14 protein-coding genes are annotated in these 21,734 nt (G+C 42.0%); 3 read left to right on the top strand and 11 right to left on the bottom strand.

Going from position 1 to position 21,734, the window contains the following annotated elements:
* Positions 1-64: 64 nt before the first annotated feature.
* A complete protein-coding gene (locus FH976_RS10560) occupies positions 65-877 on the bottom strand; it encodes a class II glutamine amidotransferase (RefSeq protein ID WP_194090816.1) in 813 nt (270 codons plus the stop codon).
* Between the two features lie 11 nt (positions 878-888).
* Entirely contained in the window at positions 889-1,467 is a 579-nt protein-coding gene (gene lpcA / locus FH976_RS10555) for a D-sedoheptulose 7-phosphate isomerase (RefSeq protein ID WP_194090815.1), read from the bottom strand.
* Between the two features lie 300 nt (positions 1,468-1,767).
* Between lpcA and fadE the strand changes: the two genes are divergently transcribed.
* Complete coding sequence (gene fadE / locus FH976_RS10550) at positions 1,768-4,257, top strand: acyl-CoA dehydrogenase FadE (protein WP_194090814.1); 2,490 nt, start codon at positions 1,768-1,770, stop codon at positions 4,255-4,257.
* A gap of 159 nt (positions 4,258-4,416) precedes the next feature.
* On the opposite strand, the gene FH976_RS10545 is transcribed toward fadE, so the two are convergent.
* The 3 genes from FH976_RS10545 to dnaQ all read right to left on the bottom strand — a co-directional run bounded on the left by FH976_RS10545 (position 4,417) and on the right by dnaQ (position 6,384).
* Entirely contained in the window at positions 4,417-5,034 is a 618-nt protein-coding gene (locus FH976_RS10545) for a LysE family translocator (RefSeq protein ID WP_194090812.1), read from the bottom strand.
* A 315-nt stretch (positions 5,035-5,349) separates the two neighbouring features.
* Entirely contained in the window at positions 5,350-5,601 is a 252-nt protein-coding gene (locus FH976_RS10540; RefSeq protein ID WP_194090822.1) for a DUF2999 family protein, read from the bottom strand.
* Positions 5,602-5,634: 33 nt separating this feature from the next.
* Positions 5,635-6,384 carry a DNA polymerase III subunit epsilon gene (gene dnaQ / locus FH976_RS10535; RefSeq protein ID WP_194090811.1) on the bottom strand — a complete coding sequence of 250 codons (750 nt, stop codon included), beginning with the start codon at positions 6,382-6,384 and terminating at the stop codon, positions 5,635-5,637.
* Between the two features lie 68 nt (positions 6,385-6,452).
* On the opposite strand from dnaQ, the gene rnhA reads away from it, so the two are divergent.
* Entirely contained in the window at positions 6,453-6,917 is a 465-nt protein-coding gene (rnhA, locus tag FH976_RS10530; protein ID WP_194090821.1) for a ribonuclease HI, read from the top strand.
* Positions 6,918-7,133: 216 nt separating this feature from the next.
* Here the strand turns inward: rnhA and tcdA are convergent, their stop codons facing one another.
* Both tcdA and mltA read right to left on the bottom strand, forming a co-directional pair.
* A complete protein-coding gene (gene tcdA, locus FH976_RS10525) occupies positions 7,134-7,946 on the bottom strand; it encodes a tRNA cyclic N6-threonylcarbamoyladenosine(37) synthase TcdA (protein WP_194090809.1) in 813 nt (270 codons plus the stop codon).
* Positions 7,947-8,253: 307 nt separating this feature from the next.
* On the bottom strand, positions 8,254-9,363 hold the full coding sequence (mltA, locus tag FH976_RS10520; RefSeq protein ID WP_267463544.1) for a murein transglycosylase A: 1,110 nt from the start codon (positions 9,361-9,363) through the stop codon (positions 8,254-8,256).
* Positions 9,364-9,661: 298 nt separating this feature from the next.
* On the opposite strand from mltA, the gene argA reads away from it, so the two are divergent.
* Positions 9,662-10,999: an amino-acid N-acetyltransferase gene (gene argA / locus FH976_RS10515; RefSeq protein ID WP_194090819.1), complete on the top strand. Its 1,338-nt coding sequence runs from the start codon at positions 9,662-9,664 to the stop codon at positions 10,997-10,999.
* Between the two features lie 77 nt (positions 11,000-11,076).
* On the opposite strand, the gene FH976_RS10510 is transcribed toward argA, so the two are convergent.
* From FH976_RS10510 to recC, 4 genes are all read right to left on the bottom strand, one after another.
* Entirely contained in the window at positions 11,077-11,541 is a 465-nt protein-coding gene (locus FH976_RS10510) for a YhcH/YjgK/YiaL family protein (protein ID WP_194090808.1), read from the bottom strand.
* A gap of 14 nt (positions 11,542-11,555) precedes the next feature.
* Entirely contained in the window at positions 11,556-13,934 is a 2,379-nt protein-coding gene (gene recD, locus FH976_RS10505; RefSeq protein ID WP_228767407.1) for an exodeoxyribonuclease V subunit alpha, read from the bottom strand.
* Positions 13,934-17,725 carry an exodeoxyribonuclease V subunit beta gene (recB, locus tag FH976_RS10500; RefSeq protein ID WP_194090807.1) on the bottom strand — a complete coding sequence of 1,264 codons (3,792 nt, stop codon included), beginning with the start codon at positions 17,723-17,725 and terminating at the stop codon, positions 13,934-13,936. Before recB ends, recD begins: the two co-directional genes overlap by 1 nt.
* A 345-nt stretch (positions 17,726-18,070) precedes the next feature.
* Positions 18,071-21,655, bottom strand: coding sequence for an exodeoxyribonuclease V subunit gamma (recC, locus tag FH976_RS10495; RefSeq protein ID WP_194090806.1), 3,585 nt, complete (start codon positions 21,653-21,655; stop codon positions 18,071-18,073).
* Positions 21,656-21,734: the final 79 nt, after the last annotated feature.

Raw genomic sequence — 21,734 nt, 5'->3', positions numbered from 1 at the left:
TTAATTAACTAACCATAAATTAATACGATTGCTATTAAATATGCCCACCAGCGCATGGAGTACTTTACTCTGAAAATGGCACATCGATCAGATCTAAGCTGTTATCCATAATCAACTCACCAAACTGAAATACACCATATTCACTCGGCTTCATTTTGTGCCAACGTTCGTTATCCGTCAGCGGCTGAGTCGCAATGACTGACACTACATCATTGGGCGTGGTTTCTTCCTGAAAGTCGATCGACACTTCTTCGTCAATTAAAGTCGCCTTACCAAATGGAGCACGTCGTGTGATCCAATGTAAATTATTAGAGCAATACATCATCACAAATTCACCATCGCTCAATAGCATATTAAATACGCCTAATTGCTTTAGTTCATCACAGCATTTAGCAATAAACTGAAACACTTCAGGCATAACGCTAGAATGAGGTGGTTCTGGGTATTTATCTTCTAACTGTTTTAATAACCAACAAAACGATTTCTCACTGTCGGTTTCACCAATCGGACGATGCCGACCTGTAAATAAATTATCATAACCCGTTAGTTGACCATTATGGGCAAAAGTCCAATTCTTACCCCATAGCTCACGCGTAAAAGGATGAGTATTTTCTAAATTAACCTCACCACGATTAGCTTGACGAATATGGCTGATCACCGCGCAACTTTTAATCGGATAGCTTTGTACTAATTCGGCAATTTTTGAATGACAACTCGGATTAGGATCTTTAAAATTACGACAACCTTTGCCTTCATAAAAGGTGATCCCCCAGCCATCACGATGAGGGCCAGTTTTGCCCCCTCGCTGAATGAGTCCAGTAAAGCTAAAACAAATATCCGTTGGGACATTAGCGCTCATGCCAAGCAATTCACACATGGCAGTATTCCTTATTTTTCCATCTCTTTCTCAATCAATTGGATCACAATATGAATGATTTTGATATGAATTTCTTGAATGCGATCAGCATAACCAAAGTGTGGAACTCGAATTTCAATATCCGCGATACCCGCCATTTTACCGCCATCTTTACCGGTCAATGCAATGGTCTTCATGCCTTTTTCTTTAGCCGCTTCCATTGCTTTTAAAATATTACCTGAATTACCAGAAGTCGACAGACCAAATACGACGTCACCTTTAGAGCCAACCGCTTCTAAATAGCGAGAAAAAACATATTCATAACCAAAATCATTACTCACACAAGACAGATGACTTGGATCTGAAATCGCAATGCCTGGATAACCAGGACGATTTTCGCGGTAACGACCCGTTAGCTCTTCCGCAAAATGCATCGCATCACAATGTGAGCCGCCATTACCACAAGACAAGACCTTACCACCTTGCTTAAATGAGTCTGCAATCATTTTTGCTGCCGCTTCAATTTGGCTTAGATTATGGTCATCGTTTAAAAATTTATTTAATACATCAGCCGCTTCTGTCAATTCACTTCGGATCAGATCTTGATACATATTTATTATCCTTTCTTAAATCTCTTTTAAAAAAGAGGAATGGCTTTAGCTCAATCGATTATTTTTCTTAACTTGAGTGTACCTATAAAGCGAAAAGCCTGCGACACAAAGCCACACTTTTTTACTTATAATGAACAAAAGCATCAGTAACAAATTATTTTATGCTTGAGATCACTTTTCAACCACATTGCTATTTTACATTTTATCAACAAGACTATTACAATGAACAATCTGGTACGACCACTTAAGAATTAAGCTATCACTCATGGCTGAACTCATTACAAATTAAGGAATATAACCATGTCTATCCTGCTCTCCCTTATCCTCGCCTTTATTGCACTTGGCATTTGTCTTTATCATCGCACGTCACAACTTATTACTTTAGTGGTTATCGGCGCTATTTTTGCAGTAGCCACCCTGATAACACAGACGACACCTATTTTATTTGGCTTATATGTTATTGCTTGTGGGTTCATTGCGATTCCAAGCGTCCGTCGTCGTTTATTCAGTAAACCAACATTAACGGTATTTCGTAAAATATTACCCGCCATGTCACAAACTGAAAAAGAAGCCATTGATGCGGGTACCGTATGGTGGGAAGCCGAATTATTTAAAGGCAAACCAGATTGGAAAAAACTTAACGATATCAAAGCACCGCAACTCAGTGCTGAAGAACAAGCCTTCATTGATGGTCCAGTGAATGAAGTGTGTAAAATGGCCAATGATTTTGAAATCACTCATGAATTAGCAGACTTACCACCAGAGATTTGGCAATACCTTAAAGATCATAAATTCTTCGCGATGATCATCAAGAAAAAATATGGCGGTTTAGAGTTTTCAGCTTATGCACAATCGATCGTTTTGCAAAAATTGACTGGCGTCTCTGGCGTATTGTCCTCAACTGTCGGCGTGCCAAATTCTTTAGGCCCAGGTGAATTATTACAACATTACGGTACAAAAGAGCAACAAGATCACTACTTACCTCGCCTTGCTGAAGGCAAAGAAATTCCATGTTTTGCCTTAACTAGCCCAGAAGCAGGCTCAGATGCAGGCGCGATCCCAGATTACGGCATTGTGTGTAAAGGCCAATGGGAAGGCAAAGAAGTGTTGGGTATGAACCTAACATGGAATAAGCGTTACATTACTCTTGCCCCCGTGGCAACCGTATTAGGGCTAGCGTTTAAATTACAAGATCCTGATGGGTTACTCGGCATTAAAGACAATTCTGGTAATGATAAGAAAGATATCGGCATCACTTGTGCCTTAATCCCAACCAATATGGAAGGCGTTAAAATTGGTCGACGTCACTTCCCGCTGAACGTTCCTTTCCAAAATGGCCCTACTCAAGGCGACAATATTTTTGTGCCTTTAGATTTTATCATCGGTGGCCCAGCGATGGCAGGTCAAGGATGGCGCATGCTAGTAGAATGTTTATCGGTGGGTCGTGGCATCACTTTGCCTTCAAACTCGACAGGCGGAACCAAAAGCGCAGCACTGGCAACGGGAGCTTACGCTCGAATTCGTCGCCAATTTAAACAACCAATTGGACACATGGAAGGCATTGAAGAACCATTAGCGCGCCTAGCAGGTAACGCTTATATGATGGATGCAGCCAGTCAATTAACCGTTGCCGGTATTGATCTTGGGGAGAAGCCATCGGTTATTTCTGCCATTGTAAAATACCATTGTACTCATCGTGGTCAACGCTGCTTAATTGATGCGATGGATATTGCAGGCGGTAAAGGCGTTTGCCTCGGCCCAGCTAACTTCTTAGCACGTGGTTATCAAGGCTCGCCTATTGCTGTGACGGTAGAAGGCGCCAATATTTTAACTCGCTCAATGATCATTTATGGTCAAGGCGCGATCCGTTGTCATCCTTATGTGCTTGAAGAGATGGAAGCGGCTCACTCCACTGAACGCAATGCCTTAGCTCGTTTTGACAAAGCTTTATTTGGTCATGTTGGATTTAGCATGAGCAACGCAGTCCGCAGCTTGTGGCTTGGGATCACTGATGGTCGTGGTTCAAATGCACCGACCGATTCAAATATGACAGCACAGACGCGCGCTCAAATAAAACCGTATTACCAAAAACTGAATCGCTACAGTGCCAACATGGCGTTATTATCGGATGTTTCTATGGCCGTTCTAGGCGGTTCGCTTAAACGTAAAGAACGTCTATCGGCACGTCTAGGTGACGTACTCAGCCAGTTATATCTAAGTTCAGCGACATTAAAACGTTTTGAGATGGAAGGCTACCAAGAAGCTGATTTGCCTTTGGTGCATTGGAGTGTGCAAGATAGCCTACGCCAAGCTGAAGAAGCGATTGCAGAACTACTGCGTAACTTCCCATCACGTAGCGCGGCAATGATGTTGCGTATACTGATATTACCATTAGGAACGGTTCGCACCGCACCAAGCGACAAACTGGACAACCAAGTGGCACAGATATTACAAACGCCATCGGCTACGCGCTCTCGTATTGGTCGTAATCAATACCTCGCTCCAACAGAACATAATCCTGCTGGGAAAATTGAATTAGCTTTAGAAACCATCCTTAAAGCCGAACCAATTTTCGATGCTATTTGTAAAAAAGCTGAGAAACGTCGACCATTCACACAACTCGATAAAGTAGCCGAACTTGGTTTGGAAAATAACTGGATTACGGAAGAGGAAGCGCAAGTATTACGCGATGCTGAAATCGTCCGTCTAGAAACCATCAATGTGGATGACTTTGATCCAAGCGAGCTAATGGTAAAAAAGCAAAGTAAAGACATGAGTCAAGTGGCATAAAAGTTAAGTCCCATAAAAGAGACTAAACATAAAGCACAGCGAATTACCGCTGTGCTTTCCTATTAGGAAAATCGATTTATGAGTATGATTTTAAGAATTTATATCGACTCGTCACATTCCCCCTCAAACCAAGCCTTTTCATTACAGATATTTATTAATTTATTGCTGCTCGCTAAGTAACAAATTAGCTCCAGACACTGTCAAAAAAATCGCACAAGTTCGATTAAATCGCTTTGCCATTTTAGGCTTAGCAAACCACTGCCTGAGATATAAACCAAATACCGCATAAATAGAAATTGCTACCATTTCCAATACTAGAAATGTACTACCCAGTATGAAAAACTGTTCGGTGGCATTGGCAGAAGCATCGACAAACTGTGGGAGAAAAGCGGTAAATATTAAAATTGCTTTAGGATTACCCGCCGCTAGAACAAACTCCTGCTTTGCCAAACCAAAACGATTTCGAATACTGTCAATTTCTAATATTGGACTGGCTTCTGAGCGCCAAAGATTGAACGCGATCCAGAGCAAATACGCGGCACCCACGATCTTTATCGTCAAAAATAGAGTTTCAGAGGCATAAAGCACAACCGCCAAGCCTGAAGCAGTTAGAGTAATCATGACTGAAAACGCCGTGATTCGGCCCAAACTAGCAATCAATGCAGACTGAAAGCCGTAGCAGCGCGCATTATTCATAGCGAGAAGATTTTTAGGTCCCGGCGTCATATTTAATGCAAAGCAAACCGGTATAAAAAAAAGTAATTTCCAGATTTCCACGATATCTCCTTAATAAACATTGTAAACACAACGACAAATATAAACCTAACTCATGATTAGGGTAAAACTGGGTTCGTTGTGGGTGATCTAAAACGGTAACAGGATGACATTTATTATTGGATCATTCATATTTATTCGTTACACAGAGCATCTTTAATTTTCTGCTTATTTGTCCTGATATACGCTATGTCATTGCGATACGCTTGAAGGATTACACCACACTGAAACACCATAAACCAAGATCAAAAAAAGGTCGCGAAAGGTGTTTTATTCAAACCCTGTCGCGACCATTAACTTAATTTTATGTAGATAGATTTACTTTTGTAGTTGTGCTTTCGCCGCTTCAACTTTTGAGAAATCTAACCCAAGCTCATCAACAGCTTCTTTAATCAAAGCAGGATTTTGCATCACCTGTCCCATCAATAATTGCAGTTGCTCTTGCGGTAGGCCTAACTGACTAATGGTTGCCATTGCCGCCAGTGGGTTTTGAGTCATGGTTTCAAATAACTCGCAGATCTGTGCATCACTAATATTGTTTTCTTTTAACAGGGCAATAATTGGGTTCATCATACTTACCTTATTTATTTTATTATTCAGTTTTTAATCTTTAATGACCGTTTCACGCCACAAACAAGCGCCTTTTTTGGCCACTAAATCTAAACGTTCTTCATGTTGTTCTTGTTCTTCATCACTGGCTTTTAATACTTTCAACACCCGATCAGAAGAAACGCGACGAATGGTTTCCCCCACGCCACCATCTTTAGACTGACCAGCATTAAATTGCATGCTAGTTTGTCCGCCGGTCATCAGCAGATAAACATCGGCTAGAATCTCAGCATCGAGCAAAGCGCCGTGCAAGGTACGATGAGAATTATCAATACCGTAACGATCACATAAAATATCTAGATTATTTCGTTTACCGGGGAAGATTTTTTTCGCCATTGCCAAGGTATCGGTAACCTTGCACAAATCCGCGGTTTTTTCATTGCTACCATTGAGTTTGAATTCATAATCCATAAATCCCGTATCAAACGGAGCATTATGCGCGACCAGTTCAGCGCCACGAATGAAATCAATAAACTCTTGGTGAATCGCTTTATATTCTGGCTTTCCAACCAAAAATTCATCGGTAATACCGTGTACGCCAATTGCTTCAGGATCACTTAGGCGATCAGGCTTTATGTAGCAATGGAAATGCTTACCGGTCAGCTTGCGATCAATAATTTCGACCGCACCAATCTCAATGATCCGATGCCCCATATAAACTGGCCCACCTTCACGGTTCATACCGGTGGTTTCGGTATCCAGAACAATGATGCGGTCATGTGATGAATTGGTACTGGTATTCATAATAAACTCTATGTAAAACTATGAGGGTTTTAAGCCCCAGTAAAAAATTAAGGTAATCATACCAAATGATAACGAAACACGTTGAGATTTTCACAGATGGTTCTTGTTTAGGCAATCCTGGCCCAGGCGGTTACGGCATCGTTCTACGTTATAAAGAACAAGAAAAGTATTTATCGGAAGGATTTCAACAAACGACCAATAACCGTATGGAAATGATGGCAGCAGTGGTGGCATTAAAATCGTTAAAAGAACCATGCAAGGTCACTTTAACCACTGATAGCCAATATGTTCGTCAAGGGATCACTCAATGGATCCATGGTTGGAAGAAAAAAAACTGGCAAACTTCGGCTAAGAAACCAGTGAAAAATGTCGATTTATGGAAAGCACTAGACACCGAAACAGCTCGCCATGAAGTTGAATGGAAATGGGTTAAAGGTCATGCGGGACACCGTGAAAATGAAATATGTGATGATTTAGCACGCACGGCTGCAGAATCACCAACCCGCGCAGACGAAGGGTTTCAGCCGAGTTAAACATTGTTATTCCAAAGTGAGAGACAAGCTGTTTGAAGATCCAACCTCGCGTCGAGACCCGAACGGCTGTAGGAGATCCTGAACTGCACTCCTTCGTCGTTTTCAGGATGACGGACTTTTAACCTTATAAATAACAAGTTAACAATTAAGTGTTGAAAAAATGTTCACTGAAAACGTTTTTAAGCTTTTCGGATCGAGAGCAAAGCGTACTCAGCTCTATTCTTTATTCTTTGCTTTTAAAAGAATCTTCTCAACGATTTTCGCCACTGCCACAAACCCAAAACTGGCGGTAACCACGGTTGCCGCGCCAAAACCATTGGCGCAATCCATACGCTTTGGTCCTTCTGCCGTCGATTTAACCCCACATACACTGCCATCCGGTTGTGGATATTTCAGTTGCTCGGTTGAGAACACACAATCAATACCAAATTTACGCTGTGGATTTTTACTAAAATTATGAAAACGACGTAACGTATCTTTAAGCTTTTTAGCCAGTGGATCTTGCACGGTTTTCGATAAATCCGCGACTTTGATTTGGGTAGGATCCACTTGTCCACCCGCGCCGCCTATGGTGATCACTTTGATTTTATTACTGCGGCAATAAGCTAATAATGCGGCTTTCGGCTTCAAACTATCAATCGCATCTAGCACGTAATCGAAATCTTTTGAAATATAGTCAGCAATATTCTCTGGCGTAATAAAGTCATCAATTAATGCCACTTCACATTCTGGATTAATCAGCTTTACTCGCTCAGCCATCACTTCTATTTTGCTCTGCCCTACTGTGCCAGTCATCGCATGAATTTGTCGGTTAATATTGGTCACGCACACATCATCCATATCAATGAGGGTTAAATGCCCAATACCTGTACGCACTAAGGCTTCCACCGCCCACGATCCCACACCACCAATCCCAATCACACACACATGTGCAGCGCGCAGAATATCGACTTCGCTATAGCCATACAAATGGCGAGTACCACCAAATCGTTGGTTATAACTGTCAGATGCTGGTTGCAGTGTTTTCATAATGGAGCCTTTATGTACTCGAACAAGAGGGAGCAGAGAATAAAAAAAGAGCGCGCATTATACCTATCTTAAGGCTAATACCAATCGTACTAATTTCCTGATCATTATTGCTTGTTAAAAACTTCGATACCTGCGTTAAAATTTTTGTTTGTAGAATAACTACTTAACGAAAAATTTTGCCTTGTTATCAAAGCTTTTTTCTTCGCAATTTCTGACCAGTTAATTAGTGTGATTGGTATAATACACACTTTTTCATCGGTTCTGATATTTGAATAATAATGTTAACTATAAATTCTAGCGGTTAACTTTAGTTTGCTGGGATTTGCAATGGGGGCGCAGTTAAATCCAACTTCCACACTCGACCGAAATGACGATAATGACCAGCGGCAATTCCTGCTCGAGCGCCCATTCCGTGATACAAATCTAAATGACCACCTTTCACTGCCCCGCCAGTATCAAGCACGATCATCAGCTTCATAATATGCACACCTGTCCACTTCCCATTCGCATCCAATAATGGCACTTCGGCAAGGATTGGGGTTCCCATAGGAAAAATACTACGGTCACCGGCTACCGATGCCATTGGTAAGAGGGGAATACCTGCCGAACCCGCCACTTGCGCACCTGGTTGGCGATCAAAGAATACATACGATGGATTTTGTTCTAGCAATTCTTTCACTGTGGCAGGATCACTTTTCGCCACCCAATCTTTTATCGCCTTCATCGACATTTTTTCTTTTGGAATAATGCCACGATCAATCAACACTCGACCAATGCTGACATAAGGATGGTTGTTTTTCCCACCATAGGCAAAATACTCAAGATCATCGTTATCAGCATAATGCACAAAACCACTGCCCTGCACTTCCATCAAAAATGGATCAATCATATTGGATGCGTAACCAAGCACTAGCCCTTTATCTTCTAATGCACCATCATAAATCTGTGCACGAGTTGGGCACACAGCGCCACATTGAGGCTTTCCATACACGGGGTATTTGAACAGATGATCGGGAGTGTGGCGCATCTCAATCACTGGTGAAAAATAACCAGTAAATAAAATATTACCTTTTTTATCAGCCCCGCCTAATTGATTAAAATTAACCCCGTATTTCGCTAACTCATTAGGATCGCCACTTTCTTGCGCCCACACATTTAATTGTGCATACAAATTATGATACTTAGCTTTTAAAGAAGGGGATTTTTTTTCTACCTCCTCAGCTTGAGCCGCAAACGTGGTGTAATCGCGTGAAGTATCCGAGTCGACATTATCTGCCGAGGTTAAGGTTGACGGTAAATCACCATCTAGATACTGCTGGCCTCGGTCGGTTGGATTAGCACAACCGAACATAACGGAAACAGCACTGCACATTAAGGTCAATTTTGCATAACGCTTTGTTACTAACCAAGAAGGCAATGAAAAAGGGAATACATCAGAAAACGAAAAAAGTTTAAGCACAAAAATCACCGTAAAATGAGTTAACTCAAGAGTTGGCATGCAGCATGACAAAATTACACTAGCGCCACAATACTCTGAAATATTTACCAACATTTTATTTACTTTGTTAACTCATCTGTCATCACAATGTCATTGCCACAAAGTATTCATAAGCAACCAAAATCAACTCACTAACACCTCACATTAGTTAAAAATAATGATTGCGGAATAGTGAATTTTTAGTCATTATTTTGATATAAATAATCAATAAGGTTGTATTAAAATGCGCAGTACTGCATTAGTGAAAGGATTCCGTCAGTCCGCCCCTTACGTTAACGCTCATCGTGGAAAAACCATGGTGATCATGCTCGGCGGTGAAGCATTTAGCGAAAGTAACTTTGATAACATTATTAATGATATTGCATTGCTGCACAGCTTAGGCGTTCGGATTGTTTTGGTGTACGGCGCTCGACCACAAATCAATCTCAATCTATCTAAACATCATTGTGAATCGTCTTACCACAAAGGGATCCGCGTCACCAATGAAGATGCTCTTGGCATTGCAATGCAAGCGGCTGGTCAACTGCAACTCGCCATTACTGCAAGGCTTTCTATGAGCTTGCGAAATACGCCCATGCAAGGTACGCAACTCAATGTCGCCAGTGGTAATTTTATTATTGCCCAACCTCTTGGTGTCGACGATGGTGTCGATTATTGCCACAGTGGTAAGGTGCGCCGAATTGATCACGCCGCGATTAATCGCATGTTGGACATGGGATCAATTGTATTATTAGGTCCAATTGCCAGCTCGGTTACTGGTGAAAGTTTTAATCTGATGTACGAAGATGTGGCAACCCAAGTCGCGATTCGACTCAAGGCTGACAAGTTGATTGGCTTTTGTTCTGAGCAAGGCATCATCGATGAACATAACCGAGTGATCCCAGAACTATTTCCAAGCAGCGCAGAGAAAATCGTACAAGATATGGAAGCGCAACCGGACATAGAAAATGGTCACTCTAGTGGCACATTTCGCTTTTTACGCGGGGCGATCACAGCTTGTCGTGCGGGAGTGCCTCGTTGTCACCTCGTCAGTTACAAAGAAGATGGCGCACTACTACAAGAATTATTTTCATTTGATGGTATTGGTACACAAATCGTTATGGCGAGTGCCGAACAAACCAGAAATGCAGAGATCAATGACATTGGTGGCATTTTAGATTTAATCCAGCCATTAGAAGAACAAGGCATTCTCGTTCGCCGTTCAAGAGAACAATTAGAGCAAGAGATCCATCAATTCACGATTATAGAAAAAGACAGCCTGATCATTGGCTGCGCAGCACTTTATCCTTATGTTGATGATAAAATGGCGGAAATGGCGTGTGTCGCAATTCATCCTGATTATCGCGATGGTGATCGTGGGGCATTATTACTTAACCATATGCGCCAACAAACCAAGCAAAAAGGGATTGATAAACTGTTTGTTCTCACCACACACAGCTTGCATTGGTTCAGAGAACAAGGTTTTGTGGAAGTGGGGGTAGAATCTCTGCCGATGGCAAAACAAGGTTTATACAACTATCAACGGAAATCGAAAATATTAGTGCTGAAAGTATAAAAAGCGTAATACAATTCAAAACAAAAAATGCTTCGTATAACCTTATCACGAAGCATTTTATTCTCTGTCGAGCGAACCTAAATCATACTCTTATGCACTTTAACGACGATTTTACGCAACGCCATTGGCTCACGCGTTGCACATTGGGGACGATGCGATTCACCCGGATAAAAAATAATAAAATCGCCTGCACGCAGTGAAATAAAACTCTCATTACTCACTTCATTGAACAGCAATACATCATTAGTGTAATCAGGCTTATCTAATAAAGCTTGCGGGGTTTCAATCGAATACCCAAAGGTTTCCTCCCCTTCTAGCAGAAGTTGAATATCCAGATGATCACGATGAATTTCCGTTTTTCGATCTTCCCTAGGCTCAGTTTCTGGTGTCATTAAAACACAAAACACCTTATCGCCATCAATATCATAACGGCCGTTTTCTTCATTTTCCGCCGCAATTTTCTGTGCTTGCTCAAGGTAACTTAAAAAATGAGCCGGAAGAAAAGTGCTCCACTCCAATCGATTTACATTTCCGAAAAACATACGCTACCTGTCCATTATTTATAATTAGTTAACTTCTCGCTCAAGCCACTAGTGCGCTTGGTTTTGATTAAAATCCCTTTCGCTAACACTTGAGGATTAGCAAATAAATCTAAACGCGATTTTGCTCGAGTCACACCAGTATAAATCAACTCCTTAGTTAGAATAGGGTTTAATTTAACGGGTAGCAGCAATATTGTGTGATCAAATTCACTTCCTTGAGATTTATGAATGGTCATTGCAAAGGCGAGTTCATGAGTAGGAATACGACTAGGAAGAATACCTTTGATGCGCCCATCTGGCATTTCGAAATACACTCGCAATCTTGGGTTTGTTTCCGACTCATCAAGTAAACACATACCGATATCGCCATTATGTAAACCTAATGCCGAATCATTTTGACTGATCATTATCGGTTTACCTACATACCATTTCTCGTTTTCAACCGGTTGAATTAAACGTTGTTGGGCTAACGCTTTCTCGATCTCGCGGTTCATTCCAACTACGCCATATTCTCCTTCACGCACTGCACACAGTAATCGAGTCTTTGAAAAAGCATTAAGCACATGGAGAGCTTTTTGCTCCATTGATATTTTTTTCTCCATTGATGCTTTCAGCGCCACTTCAGATTGACGATCATCCATGATAGGAAGAGATAAACCCGCGCAATAAGTTTGATAACCTTTCACTAAAAGGGACAACAAATGGGGTTGAATTTGTTTTTGAGTCAGCCTTTCATTATCAGCAACAGCCGTAGCTAACGTGCTATCAATAGAAAGATCTTGCTCGCGATAAAATGGGTATAAGGCAATATCATCAAAGCCTTGTTGCCAAGTCAGCTGCATTTTTTGTGCATCACCTGCGTTTATTGCTTTAGCCAGTTGACCGATCCCAGAACGAGCATGGAAGCGATAGCTCTTTTGCAGCATACACAAACTATCCGCGATCGCGCTGCCTTGAGCCGCAACAGGCAAAGCTTCAAATCCAGTTAACTTAGACAGGATTTGCAAATAATTGGCTTGATAACCAATGGATGAAAACTGACATATATCACCAAGAATTGCGCCTGCTTCCACCGAAGACAGTTGATCTTTATCGCCCAATAAAATCAATCGAGCCTGCTTAGGTAGCGCTTCAAGTAATCGGAACATCATAGGCAAATCGATCATCGACGCTTCATCCACCACCAAAATATCCACATGCAACGGATTATTACGATTGTATTGATAAGCGACTGTATTAGGACGTGCCCCTAAAAGACGGTGAATGGTACTCGATTGCGAAGGTAATAGTGCTTTTATGTTAGGTGCAATCGGAAGCTGCTCAATTGCACTACCAATCGATTCAGTTAAACGCGCAGCCGCTTTACCCGTTGGTGCCACCAGCTTAATCGTAGGTACACAAGCAGCCGATGAATTTGACTCCCCTAACGATTGCTCAATCAAAGCGGCCAATAATTTCACCACCGTTGTCGTTTTGCCCGTTCCTGGGCCACCAGAAATTACTGCAAACCGACGAGATAACGCCACGGCTGCCGCCACTTTTTGCCAATTTAAGCAGACCGATGTTGGCACTAAAGTATCTAAAATCTGTAGATCACTGACCGATGTCGCTTGCGTTAAAACGCTATCAATTGCGCTCCAATCTAGTACTTGAGAGGCGTTTGTTTTTTTCAAAGCATCAGATTCAACTTGGACATCCAGCATTTCACACACCCATTGCTGACGCTGCACTTGGCTTGATTCTCGCGGCGAAATAGCTTGCCATAAATAGGAATAATCTCGCTCAAATAGGCGATTCAATGTCTGCGCTATATTTTCAACATCGCGTGTGCTTAATGCTAATGGTTCTGCACGTTGGCGTAACTGATCTGCTACTTGCGTTTCATATTGCCAATAGCGATGTAAGTAAATACGGCGATTTTCCAACACCAAAGGCTTCGGTGATATCTGCCCTAAAGTAGTTAATGACGGCGCGGATTCAACTAATGATGATGCGAGGCAAAGTGACTGCCAATCAATGTGAACTAGGCTCTCAATCCATTCACCATATTGTTGCTGCAACTCAGGTTGACGCTTAAATAGAAACCGCAGCGATAAGCTCTGCACGAGATCCCACTCATCTAAATTTAAACAGATATGACCTCGACCAAATTCATAACTCACCATACAAGTAAGTAATGCCATTGAATCTGCGTTTAGCTGTTGTTGATCAGAAAGCAAAAATGTTTGACCGGTGTTCACCGCTTGCTGATCAGCGAGTAACGATTGTTGATGTACCCAAGTGGCTAACTGCACATCAATCGCTCTGAATACACCGTGTTGTTGTAGCAATTTCATAAAGGTGAGCGCACGATTACTGCTATTTTTACAATGACCTTGAACCAGCGTATTCATTAGAAAAGCTCTCCTTGTTGCTGAGTATCATTACTGATTTTTCGGTTCTTTTTGACTACGGGAGATGTGTCTGCAATCAGGTTATCCAGCTCATCTAATAACGCAAAACTTGGTCTGGTATGAAAAACACCATTCGGCAAAGTATTTGATTGTGTCAACTCTGCTGGATTTGAAAAACCACGCAAGAATAAATAATACACACCACCAAAATGCGTCTCGTAATCATAATTTGCTAAACGACTGCGTAAAAATCGATGTAAGGCTAATGAATAGAGCTGATATTGCAGATCATATCGATGTTCAAGCATCGCTTGTTGTAATTGATTTGGTTGATAATCTTGATAGTGATCGCCCAGATGATTCGATTTCCAATCCAAAACGTAATATTGGCCTTGGTGCTCAAACACCAAGTCAATAAAACCTTTCAGCATCCCTTGTAGTGGTCGATCGTTTAGAGAAAAACCACCTAAGTCTGGTGCTTGAGCGGACAGTTCATCATATTTATGAGTCACCCGATTAACCGCTGCTGCCGAGAGCGTTTCTATTGGTAATAAAAATTCCATTTCTACCAAACGCTGTGCTGGTACTTTGCTCGATAAACATAAATCTTTCCCATCTAATGGGGTACTAAGCACGTTATCTACCATGACTTGCAACGTTGACAACCATTCAAGTGGGTAATCTTCTTGCTGTAATAAACGCTCAATAACCGCAGTATTCTCAGCGCTCGTTGCCGCTTGAGTAAATTCAATTTGTTCAAAAACGGTATGCAAGAACGTTCCCGGCCTCGCGCCACGTGGAAAGGCAAACATCGACCACGGATCCACTTCCACCAAAGCTTGAGGATCATCATGTTCCTCAAGCTCCCAAGATACCAAAGAGGCGCTATCACTTGATGCTACTTGATCAGAAAAATCAATTGCCGCGTCACTGTCGATTGGCTTTTCTAAATCAACGGACACATCAAAATCTGATCGCAATGGTAGTTCATCTCCTACATGAAGATGAGACTGCTTAATCAAACTTGAATAGCTAGTCATACGCCAACGACGATCAATACGAGCTTGTAATTGCAGCGCTTTATAATCGGTTAGCTCATTGATGGCGGGAAGATAAGCACTATCTGGTCTTTCTGGTAAAACCTCACAAATATGAATCGCTGGCACTTTTTCAGCCAACTGTTCACAAGCTTGCGTCAATTCACTCGCATCTACTTGCCGATGATGCTGCAATAAGTATCCCATTGCACTTAAGTGCGCCGTCGATTTTTTACCATTGCCTTTTTTAAGAGGCGTAACGCCAATAAATATTCCATAAACCGCACGCGTTAAACCGACATACAGCAGGCGTAAATCTTCTGCCAAACGTTCTTTTTCTGCCAGTTCCATCCCCTCTTCTGGTTTGGATAAATCGAGGACGGTTTTTTGATCTTCATGGCGGTAATATTTCGCTACTTTACTTTCGCGATAATTCATCACAAATGGCATGAACACCAAATCATATTCTAGCCCTTTGGATTTATGAATGGTGATGATCTGCACTAGATTTCTCTCTGATTCCAAACGCTGAATTTGATCGCCCGCATCGCCATCATGCTGCTCAATATTATCAGCCAGCCAACGGATCAAAGCGCTTTCACCATCTAAAGACAAACTGGCTTGCTGGATCAACTCGGCCAAATGCAATAAATCGGTCAGCTTGCGCTCGCCTTCATGATCTAAATCCGCATCATAAGGAGAGCGACCCAATAAACGCTCGGCAATTTCACGTTGAGTGAGCACGGCGCGGATCATCGGCAATACGCCGCGTGTTAGCCAAACATGCTGGTAGCGTTCAAATTCATTAACGACATTTTCCCACGCATTTTCATCGTTATTAAAATTATCTAATTCACTGAGACTCAAAGCAAATAAGTCACTGGCTAGAATCGCGCGCAACGATCTCTCATCACTAGGATTGATTGCAGCAGTTAATAAACGCAATACATCTTTTGCCACCACGCTATCAAATACACTGTCTCGATTAGATAAGTACACGCTGGCAATGCCTTGCTGGGATAACGCTTGCTTCACTTGTTTAGCCTCACGCCCTGTTCTTACAAGTACCGCAATGTTACTGGCTTGGATTTGATGTGCCTGTCCTTTTTTATCGCTAAAGATGGCGTTGCCTTGTTGAGCTGAAGATAGAATTTCATTAATTTTATAAGCGGTCGAATTGGCCATCATTGAGGTATAAGCATCACTTGAAACAGGCGCGCCATCTGCACTTTTTTGCAGCCACACATTAAAAGCTGCTTGTGGTTTTTCATTAAGTGACCAATGCATATTCTCGGCGTTAGGACTGGCGTTGACGGGCAGAAATGGAATATCAGCATCATAAATAAATGGGCGGTCATCAAATTCAAAAATGCCATTAACACCACTAATCACCGCTTGGCTTGAACGCCAGTTAGTATCTAAGGTGTAGTGATCCGCCACTTCGTTTCTTGCTTGAATATAGGTGAAAATATCTGCGCCACGGAATCCATAAATAGCTTGTTTAGGATCGCCAATCATGAATAAACCACATTGTGGATGCTCAAGATAAATCCGACTAAAAATACGATATTGCAACGGATCGGTATCTTGGAATTCATCGATCATCGCCACCGGAAATAACTGACGAATACGCTCAGTCAGCAAACCTTGTTGATCGTTTTCAATCGCGCCGCCAAGCTGACTCAACAAATCATCAAACGACAACCAACTGTGTGCTTGCTTTGCTTGTAGCAGCATGGCTCGACACTGGGTAATCGCGCGATATTTAAACTGCAATCCAAAGTCTGGTTGGTTATCGATGAGCTCATCAATAGCAGAAAATACCGCATGACTGGCTGGCTGACCTTTCTTCGTTTTACTATTAATGACGCTTTGTGCAAAACGCTCGACATTGTCTGGCACAAATCCAGTAATATCATGGCGCTGCGCCCAATCAGACACTTGTTCAATCCAATTCGGTAAATTGCGTGAACTGTAAGAACGTTTATCAACACCGGAATCACTGATCACATCAAAAAAATTGACCTCAGCACTGCGCCATAACTGCTTTACGTTATCAATTCGAGCAAGATGCTTTTGCTGTAATGCTTCTAAATCCGCGTCAAGATCCACTTTAGGAAAACTTAATGCTTCACCAGATAAATAGTTAGAAATCTCATGCAATAAATCTTGAGGAGAAGACCACAATTGGCTGACTTTCGCGGTTAAACTGGCGGACATTGGGTAAAAATTACGACGCCAATAATCACTCACCACTTGCAGTTTCAATTGGCTTTCATCGGTCAATAATTCATTTTGAAAACGGCTACCCGATTCAAACGCATTTTGAGTGAGCATGCGCTGACAAAAACCATGAATGGTAAAGATTGCCGCTTCATCCATTTGACGTTCGGCCTGCAATAAAATAGGCACCGTGGTTTGATGATCAGGAAACTCAAGTAATAGCTGGCTAATAATAGGATCATTACTTTGACCGCGACGAAATGCTATTCGAGCTTCATGGATACGACTACGAATACGCCCACGTAATTCCATCGTTGCCGCTTCGGTAAAGGTCACCACCAAAATTTGGTCAACGGTTAATGGTTGGCAATGGGCAGAACCTTCCAGTCCATCGATAGGATTGCTTCCATGCCCAAGTAATAGGCGTAAATATAAGGCGGCAATCGTGAACGTTTTCCCTGTTCCCGCCGACGCTTCAATAAGACGTGCGCCATGCAGCGGAAAAGTCATGCTGTTAAGAGATTGAGCCATATTATTGCTGTCCTATTTCTATGCACAAATGAGCGCAAGTGTGATCTGGTGCTTAATTTATAATGATGATTTATCGATAAATTCATCAATTTTAGAGAGTGAGAATAGCCTCACGTTTTTTCTACTCCGGCGCGATTAGTCTCGCATCCCAGAAAATCCAATAATGATCTATCGATTAAAGTCACACTCTCTTATTTTTCTTCTACTTAAAATTGAAGATGATTGAGCTCTTTAATCATTAAGATAGACAAAACAAAAGTCGCTCAATAAAACGAAAATAGAACACATAAAATACCTTGTTTCTCGCCGCCAGCCGTACCCTACAGTGCGCTGGCGGTTTTTATTTTAGACTTGTATTTTTCTGACTTGATCGAGCATCGGCTTTAAAACATCCACGCCTAATTCTAACAATTCATCCGCAAGCTCTGGCGTCCATTGCTTCCAAATACGTTGGATATAATCATCGCTGCCTTCACCGGCAAAGGTATAACCATCTTGGAAGGTTTTTTCCATCACTTTAGTTGCTATCTCTTGTGCCTCAGGTGAATCCAATCCAACCCAAGTCGAATCTGCGCTGCCCCAATTAGATTTTAAAAATCCGGTTTCAACGCCAGCCATAGCCGTTTTAGGAACAAACCATAATGGAGAGTTCAGTCCTTGATAATATAATCCAACTAAATGCGTTAATTGATTAAGGGCGTCATTTTGGTCCATAGCTTTAAATTGAATATGTTGTAAGCCATCCTTATTAGACAGCCCCAGCAAATCACTGGTTTGTGGATAACCACTGGCGTTCATGCATAAATGCTCTAACCAACAACTCATCATGGTCACGCAGTGCAATGAACCTGTACGATAGCGCACCAAACTTGGCTGGTCTTCTGAAGCATAAAGACCATTTAACCAGCCAACAATTTTATGTGGGTAAGACACGCCATCAAGATCGATATCAATCGCCAGGTCAATTTCAATATCTTCTAATGGCTTCTCGATCAATTGCGCTAAAGATTGGGTTAATGGTTCCACTTTATTTATTAATTGCTGCGACGCTAACTGACCAAACTCCGCCAAAGGCAGTTTTCCTTGCGCTTTGTTCTCAGTAATAAATCGCTCCGCTACAGAATTAAAGTCAGTATTTAAACCACAATGATTAGGTGAGGATTGAATCTCCAACCAAGATTGAAGTAAGTGCTCGCTTAGCTGGTAAGATTCTAAACCATTAAAACTAAATGGCTCATCATCTAAAGAGTTAGACCAAGAGCCACTGTCATCAAAATAACTTTTCAGACGATGATTAAAAAAGTAACGCACAGGTAAGCGCCAAAAACGCTGCAAGGATTGTAAGTCTAATGAATACACACCTAAATGGTCAGGTTCAAGTTGAGAGATATAGGGATCGAGCTCAGCATCATCGAGTGCAGTTAGATTATCAGAACCTTGTAACTGCTGAGACCTCACCACCGGCAGCCACTCTTTAGCATAGCTAGCAATAGCAGAGTCTTTACCATCGAACGAAGAGGCAAAAGCGCTTGGACTAAATGGCACTAAAGGATGCAAGTGACGAATGGCATTAACTACAGCGGATCCAGAGTCATCACTAGATAAGTGTTCACTACCAGAAAGTCCGTAGTTTTGCTGGCAGTATTCGAGTAATTCTGCCACCAGCACCGACGGTTCTTTATCGCTGTTATCTTGAATAGAACGTCCGACATAGCTGATGTATAAAGTTTGTTGAGCCGATTGCAGCGCCTCTAAAAATAAGTAACGGTCATCATCCCGACGAGAACGATCGCCGGGGCGAGTTCGTCCTGCAATCAAATCAAAACTTTCAGGGCTAACGCTGCGAGGATACAAACCATCGTTCATTCCGAGTAAACAAACCGTTTTAAATGGAATAGAGCGCATTGGCATTAAAGTACAAAAGTTAACTTGTCCGGCTAAAAATCGCTGGCTCACTTTCGAGCTGGATAAATGGTCCATCAAATATTGCTCTAGAACTTGAGGTGAAATATCATCGGTTACACCAGCATCTTCGAGCTGCTGTTGTAATTGTTGCAAACAATGGCGAATCGAGGTAAGAACACTCTCCCCTTCTAAATCCACCAAGAAAAAATCATCTAGCAACGTAAATAAGCAATGCTGCCAATCCGCAAAGGATTGAGTTTGGATCAGTTGATCACGATAGTGCTGTAAACGGGAGACAAATTCCGCCAGCTTTCCGGCAAGCTCTGCATCCATACCTTGCACTTCATCAAATGGGGCAATACTTCCTTCTGAATCTAAAAACAAACCCGCTTGTTCCGATATCGCATAACCAAGCAACATGCGTTCAATACCAAATAACCAAGTATTGTTTTTTTGATTCGGCAACTCAAATTGTTGTGCGGTGCTCTCATCCAATCCCCAGCGAATACCGACTTGCTCAACCCAAGACGTCACACGTTCGAACTCTTCAGGTTTAATACCAAATCGCGCCATCACAGCAGGAACTTCAAGCAGTTCAAGTAATTCAGACGCTTGGCAACGCAACTTCGGCAATGCCAATAAATTCATAAAAGCTTGCAGAATCGGGTTTTCTTGGTCAACGCTACGGTCAGAAATGGAATACGGAATAAAACGCTCGTTGGGCGCATTACCAAACACCGCCTGAATCGCATGGCTATACGCATTAATGTCCGCCACCATCACAATAATATCGCGTGGCTTTATACTCGGATCGGCATCAAACATCGCTAGTAATCGGTCATGTAGCACTTCTACTTCACGCATTGGACTATGGCAAACATGCAGTTGAAATGAGGTATCATTTGGCTCGATCACAGGTTTATGTACGCTGGTTTCTAGCTTCTCGTCATCTTGATGCTCGTGCAGTTCCAAAATATCGGCTTGAATATGTTGCAACAAATTTGTGGCCTGAATATCAACAAAAGCATCGATTTCATTGGCTTCAAGCTGTGATAATAAATACAAATTATCACGCCCTAATTTCCCCATCGACGCCAATAAACTATTACCGACCGCATCTTCCGTATGCAATTGCTGCCATTCTTGTTGGGCATTTTGTTCAATACTGCCTTTAAGTTGCGGCACTAAGTCGCCCAGTTCAGATCTATCCTGCAACCAATGCATTTTTTGACGATTTTTGGCCTCAAGTTTGGCCAAATATTTATGATCTTTGATATCCCCCCAATAAAATCGGCAAGGATTGGTAAACATTAAGTGCACATCAATATGTTTGCCGAGCGCATGTAAAGAGTCCATATAACGTGGCGGCAACGCGGTGATACCAAACACAAATAATCGAGGTGGCAACCCTTGTGGGCATTCCAACATAGTGTCGAGCGTTTCAATAAAATGGTCATAAAGATTGGCACGATGATAAGGCGATTGATCGAGCGCGACCGTTTGATCATACAAAGCTTGCCACAATAATGGTTGCCACGGATGCTCACCATCGAGTTCATCAACCACTTGCCCAGCTTCCCACGTTGCAATCCATTCAGAGCGATAGACTAAATATCCATCAAAGGTATCTGCGATTTTTTCCGCTAATTGATAGCATTTAGACTGGTCAATATCATCTTGTAAATACTGTTTTAGAGGCGCGAATTCCGGCTGCTCTAATTGCAATGGCAACAGCTGCATCAGTTTCCATGTCATGGCTTCTTTGTTAAAAGCACTGCGTTTAGGCACATCGGTGAGGACTTTGGTGAACATGTCCCAAATAAACGTGGCGGGAAGAGGAAAGGTTAAATTGGCGGCAACACCAAACTCTTGCGCCATTTCCATTTTCAACCATTGTGACATTCCTGAACTTTGCACCAAAATTTGCTCTGAATCGAATGGATTTTGCAGAGGATTTAAGCGAATCAGTTCCACTAATAATGATTTAAGAACATCAACTTGATTGGAATGGTAAATGGTAAACACAAGGCACCTGGCAACAATTTCTGTGGGATAACAAAAGACTACCATAAAATTGTTTTTTATCCCTATACGCTTCATACTT

Source organism: Vibrio hibernica, assembly GCF_015223435.1.
GTDB lineage: Bacteria > Pseudomonadota > Gammaproteobacteria > Enterobacterales > Vibrionaceae > Vibrio > Vibrio hibernica.
Note: the sequence above shows the minus strand (reverse complement) of the source record. Positions and strands in the feature narration are given on the sequence as shown.